This is a genomic window from Sphingomonas pruni NBRC 15498 (assembly GCF_001598455.1).
In the GTDB taxonomy this organism is placed as follows: Bacteria; Pseudomonadota; Alphaproteobacteria; order Sphingomonadales; family Sphingomonadaceae; genus Sphingomonas; species Sphingomonas pruni.
Genome location: NZ_BCYZ01000127.1, coordinates 1 through 4,655, shown reverse-complemented (window position 1 = coordinate 4,655; position 4,655 = coordinate 1). Strand labels below are relative to the sequence as shown.

At 61.8% G+C, this 4,655-nt stretch carries 7 protein-coding genes; 3 read left to right on the top strand and 4 right to left on the bottom strand.

Annotated elements, in window-relative coordinates; translation table 11 throughout:
* Positions 1–505 precede the first annotated feature (505 nt).
* Complete coding sequence (locus tag SPR01S_RS20595) at positions 506–712, bottom strand: helix-turn-helix transcriptional regulator (RefSeq protein WP_066593613.1); 207 nt, start codon at positions 710–712, stop codon at positions 506–508.
* A 515-nt stretch (positions 713–1,227) separates the two neighbouring features.
* Between SPR01S_RS20595 and SPR01S_RS20590 the strand changes: the two genes are divergently transcribed.
* From SPR01S_RS20590 to SPR01S_RS20580, 3 genes are all read left to right on the top strand, one after another.
* A complete protein-coding gene (locus SPR01S_RS20590; protein ID WP_066593603.1) occupies positions 1,228–2,124 on the top strand; it encodes an ArdC family protein in 897 nt (298 codons plus the stop codon).
* Entirely contained in the window at positions 2,124–2,390 is a 267-nt protein-coding gene (locus tag SPR01S_RS20585; protein ID WP_066593600.1) for a sigma-70 region 4 domain-containing protein, read from the top strand. Before SPR01S_RS20590 ends, SPR01S_RS20585 begins: the two co-directional genes overlap by 1 nt.
* A gap of 77 nt (positions 2,391–2,467) precedes the next feature.
* The gene (locus SPR01S_RS20580) at positions 2,468–3,370 is read left to right on the top strand and encodes a HEPN domain-containing protein (RefSeq protein ID WP_066593598.1); all 903 of its coding nucleotides are present in this window, start codon (positions 2,468–2,470) and stop codon (positions 3,368–3,370) included.
* A 22-nt stretch (positions 3,371–3,392) separates the two neighbouring features.
* Here SPR01S_RS20580 and SPR01S_RS20575 read toward each other — a convergent pair whose 3' ends face one another.
* The 3 genes from SPR01S_RS20575 to SPR01S_RS20565 form a co-directional block, all read right to left on the bottom strand.
* Complete coding sequence (locus SPR01S_RS20575) at positions 3,393–3,935, bottom strand: Ros/MucR family transcriptional regulator (protein WP_439646762.1); 543 nt, start codon at positions 3,933–3,935, stop codon at positions 3,393–3,395.
* A gap of 75 nt (positions 3,936–4,010) precedes the next feature.
* Complete coding sequence (locus SPR01S_RS20570; protein WP_281178808.1) at positions 4,011–4,226, bottom strand: conjugal transfer protein TraD; 216 nt, start codon at positions 4,224–4,226, stop codon at positions 4,011–4,013.
* A gap of 13 nt (positions 4,227–4,239) precedes the next feature.
* Positions 4,240–4,655 (bottom strand): conjugal transfer protein TraD (locus SPR01S_RS20565; protein WP_439646761.1); only part of this gene is annotated, 416 nt, incomplete at its 5' end.

Below are 4,655 nucleotides of genomic sequence, written 5' to 3'. Positions count from 1 at the left end.
TGAAGGCTGCGGCGGCGCGGCCGTTACCGCGTAATTTGTCCGATTGCTGGCGGCATCGAAAGAAGTACCAGTCTGCATCCCGTCGTTGGGGCCACCGGACACCGACGACGCAATAAGTCGACCAAGCGAATCATAGGTGTAGGTCGTCGTTTCCTGCGTTTGCGCCACGACGGCTACAGGAATCGCGAGCGCGCAAATAAACGCTAGCCACGTTGTTCGACGACTCACATGCTTTCCCCCGCCGATTCTATTCGGGAAAGAACCTGACCCTTTCCAACTTAGCAAATTCAAATTGGGCCATTTTGAACTTAATTCGTCCGTCACCGACCACGGGTTTGAAAGCCGGGCACGCCATAGTTTCGAGGAACGTGTTGTCCCCCTGGCAAAATCCTATTGCTGAATATCAGCGCAGTGCCCTGGTACGATCCCGCACGCGCATCTCTACACGGCGACTTCGCCCAGCAATGCAGCCCGGCTTTAATTGAATGCGACCGGAGCGACGGGGCTACCCGCCGGCGTCGGCTGAGTAGAACATCGGGTTGCTCAGCCACGCGTTGATCGCTGACTCCCGCCAGCCGGCGCAGCGGGCGCTGATCTGCACGTTTCTCGGAAAGGTACCGTTCTGCATTTTCCGGTACATCGTTGAGCGGCTCAGGCCGGTACGGTCGAGCACGGTCTTCAGGCGAAGGATACGGTCGGGAGTGTCGGTCATGGCATGATCCTGTCTGCGTTGCCTTGGCGCCCCACGAACAGGATTGAGATTGTGGGAGCGCGCGCAAGGGGTCGGGTCCGAGTTGCACCCCATGGCGCCCCACAGCGCCTAAAAAGATACTCTGGCGTAGGGGCATTTTTTGAGCCCAGAATCCCAGGGCGTCTCACGCCTACGGCATGACCGCGCTCTACGCCGCTTGCGCATCGCCGAGTCGCCGTTCCGGCGTCTCGGTCAGTTCGGATGACGATCACATGACGTGTGCCGGAGCGGAGCTCCGGCCAGCGGACATCGCGCTAGCGCGATGGCGTCGTGCCTCCGGCACGCGAACTGTCGGGGTGGGCGTCGCTTGCCCTTAGTCCCGCCGCGGCGTGCCGCAACTCCGGCTGCGCCGGAGTCCTCCTCTTCGTTCCGGCCCTGTCGGGTGCGGCCCGCCTTTATCGGCGGGACTGTCGGTCCGCTCCTGCCGCTCACCCCGCCATTCCGGCGCCGGTTGCGGTGGTTTGGGAGTAAGGAAGATGGACAACGGGACCAAGACCAACCGGCAGAGCCTCTATGCCGAAGTGACATCGCGGGTGATCGCCGAGCTGGAAGCAGGGCGGCTGCCCTGGGTGCAGCCTTGGGACAGCGCGGCGTGCGGTTGCGCCATGCCGCACAATGCCGGGACCGGGCGGCGCTATTCGGGGATCAACGTCCTTATCCTGTGGGCGGCCGTCATCGAGGGGCGATATTCGTCGCAGCGCTGGCTGACCTATCGGCAGGCACAAGCAGCAGGCGGCAATGTCCGGCGGGGCGAGCGGGGGACGGTCGTCTGTTATGCCGATCGCTTCACCCCAAAGGACGAAGCGGCGCGGGCGCAGGACGAGGATCGCGATGCACGGCAGATCGCCTTCCTCAAGCGGTTCACGGTGTTCAATGTCGACCAGTGCGAGGGACTGCCCGAAGCGTTGGTCACCGCGCCCGACCTTCCGGCGAAAATCGATATGATCCCGAGCGTGCAGGCGTTGATCCGAACAAGCGGCGCCGACTTCCGGATCGGAGGCGGCGAAGCCTATTATTCACCGGGTGCCGACTTTGTCGCGGTGCCGCCACCGGCCGCGTTCCCCGAGCGGATCAACTGGTATCGTACCGCCTTGCATGAGCTTGGCCATTGGACCGGGCATAGCAGCCGCTTGGATCGCAATCAGCGCGGCGGGTTTGGCAGTGCGGATTATGCGCGCGAGGAACTGGTCGCGGAAATGGCCAGCGCCTTTGCCTGCGCGTCGCTGTCGATCCAACCGACCGTTCGCCATGCCGATTATATCGGTTCCTGGCTGGCCGTGCTGCGCGAGGACGAGAAGGCGATCTTTCGCGCGGCAAGCGCTGCCAGCAAGGCGGCCGACTATCTGCTCGCCTTTGCACCGGAGGCGGTGTGATGCGCGAGGATCTGACCGACGCCGAGATGCTTGCTCGGCTGGAACGTGCGGTGCGTCGGATGCCAAGGCTCCAGCGCGACATCTTCCTCGCAATCCGGCTCGACGACATGGGCTATCCAGAGATTGCCGAGCGGACCGGGCTTAGCGAGCGCGAGGTGGAACGACACTTTGCGCAAAGCCTGATCTCGATAGCGCGTGCGTTCGACGAGCCAAGGTGCGAGCCGATTTGGAAGCAGCTGTTTCGATGGCTGATGGACGGGAAGTGACGACGAGCTACGGACAGCCTGTCCGCATTGCCGGTGAGGCTGTCCGTACCGCGATCGTGCCGTTAGGATGAGCCGCGATGCGAACCGATCTCGATCATCTGCCCGACCGGAAACGACGCGACCTCGAACGTATCGTGCAGATTCTGTTTGCCGAATTCGAGGACGCTACCGCGCTTGCCACCCAGAAATGGAAGAAGCAGGGCCGCATCCTCAAGGTCATCCTCTACGGCTCCTATGCGCGGGGCGATTGGGTCGAGGACCCGGTCGGCGGCTATTATTCCGACTATGACATCCTGGTCGTCGTCAACGACAAGCGCCTGACCGACCCGGTTGAATATTGGGCCAAGGCGGACGACCATTTCGTTCGCGAGGTGACGATCTCGAAGCGCATTAGCGCGCCGGTCACCTTCATCGTGCACAGCCTCAATGAAGTGAACGAGCATCTCAGTCACGGGCGCCCGTTCTTCATTGATGCCGTCGAGCAGGGCATCGCGCTCTATGAGGCGGAAGGCTATCCATTCGCGGCGCCTCGGCCCTTATCGAAACGGGCCGCCCAAGCCGAGGCGCAGAAGTATTTTGACGAGTGGTTTCCTTCGGCGACGAAGCGCTTCGAAGGCGCTCGTTTCTACATGGAGAAGGGCTATCTCAAGGACGCAGCGTTCGATCTCCATCAAGCTGCCGAACGCTTCTATCACTGCGTCCTGCTGACCCTCACCCTCTACAGCCCGAAGTCGCACAAGCTGAACTTCCTGCGCAGCCAGGCCGAGCCATTGGTGCTCGACCTGATTCAAGTCTGGCCACGCGACACCAAGTTTGGACGGCGCTGTTTCGAACTGCTCCAGCAAGCCTATGTGAACGCCCGCTACTCGCCCCATTACAAGATCACGCCGGAAGAGCTGGAATGGCTCGCCGAGCGGATCGAGCTGCTGCAGACGCTGGTGAAAGAGGCGTGCGAAAAGCGGCTCGCGCCGCACGGCTAGGCCGCGCGGCGCTCGTGGTTTTTCAGGCAGTCTTGGCTTTGCGCGGCGCGCGCTTGGCCGGCGCAGGCGCGGCGCCCGGTGCGCTGGCGCGGGCAGCCCGGCCTTTCTGACCAAGGCCGATTTTGTTCGCAAGCGCCCGGCGCGTTGCCGAATAGTTCTCGGCGACCATCGGATAGTCCGCCTTCAGCTTGTAGCGCTCGCGATATTGCTCGGGCGTCAGGCCGTGCGTCGACAAATGCCGGCGCAATGTCTTGTAGGGCTTGCCGTCGATCAGCGAGATGATGTGATCCTTCGACGCGAGCGACTTGCGTACCGTAACGGCCGGCGTGAATTCTTCCGCTGGCGCGGTGTCTTCCGCATCCCCGGCGGACGCCGAAGATCCGGACGCGAGATCGGTCACGGTGGCGTGCATGGTGCGCAGGAACGCCGGCACGTCTTCGGCGGAAACCCGATTGTTCTGGTTGCCGAGCCAGGCGATCGTGAGTTCGGTCGCGAGTTCGACCGCGTTCAGGGGTGATTCTTCTGACATGTGTAGTTCCTGCTGGTTTGAATGGCCGGCGAGCATTGATGCTGCATTAGGCGAACACATCCATAATGGATGTTTCGGCCAAGTCGATGGTCAGCAGATAAGGAGAACAGTTCAATCGATTTCGTTGTTCTCGAACATTCGCTTGCCGCGTCGCCGCCAAAGCAAGAGCGCTTGTTCGCGATCGTCGCTCCGAAGTCTCGCCGCGATCTCGCCGAGTGCGCCAAGGATCACCACGCGATCATCATCGGTCAGTTCAACCAGACCAGCTTTGGTAACGAGCCCGCCAAGCTCGATCAACTGGCGAGTCCGTTCGCGGCGTTTTATCACCCAGGCTCTCTGATCAGTTCTCGCGCGCCTGGCTTCCAGACGATGACGCAGCGCCCTCACTCTTCGCTGAGCTGCCAGCGTTGCGGCGAGTGCTGTCCGCAGCGTTATCTGTTCCGCGCTGAAAGAAAGTGACGCCGCGTTTGCGCCAACCCTCCTTGATCGCAGCATCCTTGCTTTCGACCCCAGACAATAGCAGCCCCGCCAACTGCTCGACCGGGAACACATCGGCACCGGTCGCGATCACCAGCTCGCCCAGTTGATGAAGTTTGCGTTCCTTGAGTTGCCTGGCCTTGTCGCCGAGCGCCTTCAGTTCGGCATCGAAATCGCGCGGCTTGCGCATCGTCTCGTCCTCATTTGCGTGTTGAGGACAGACCAGATATCGAGCGTTTCGATCATCGCCAATGCACTGAAATCTTTTGGGACTTTCCC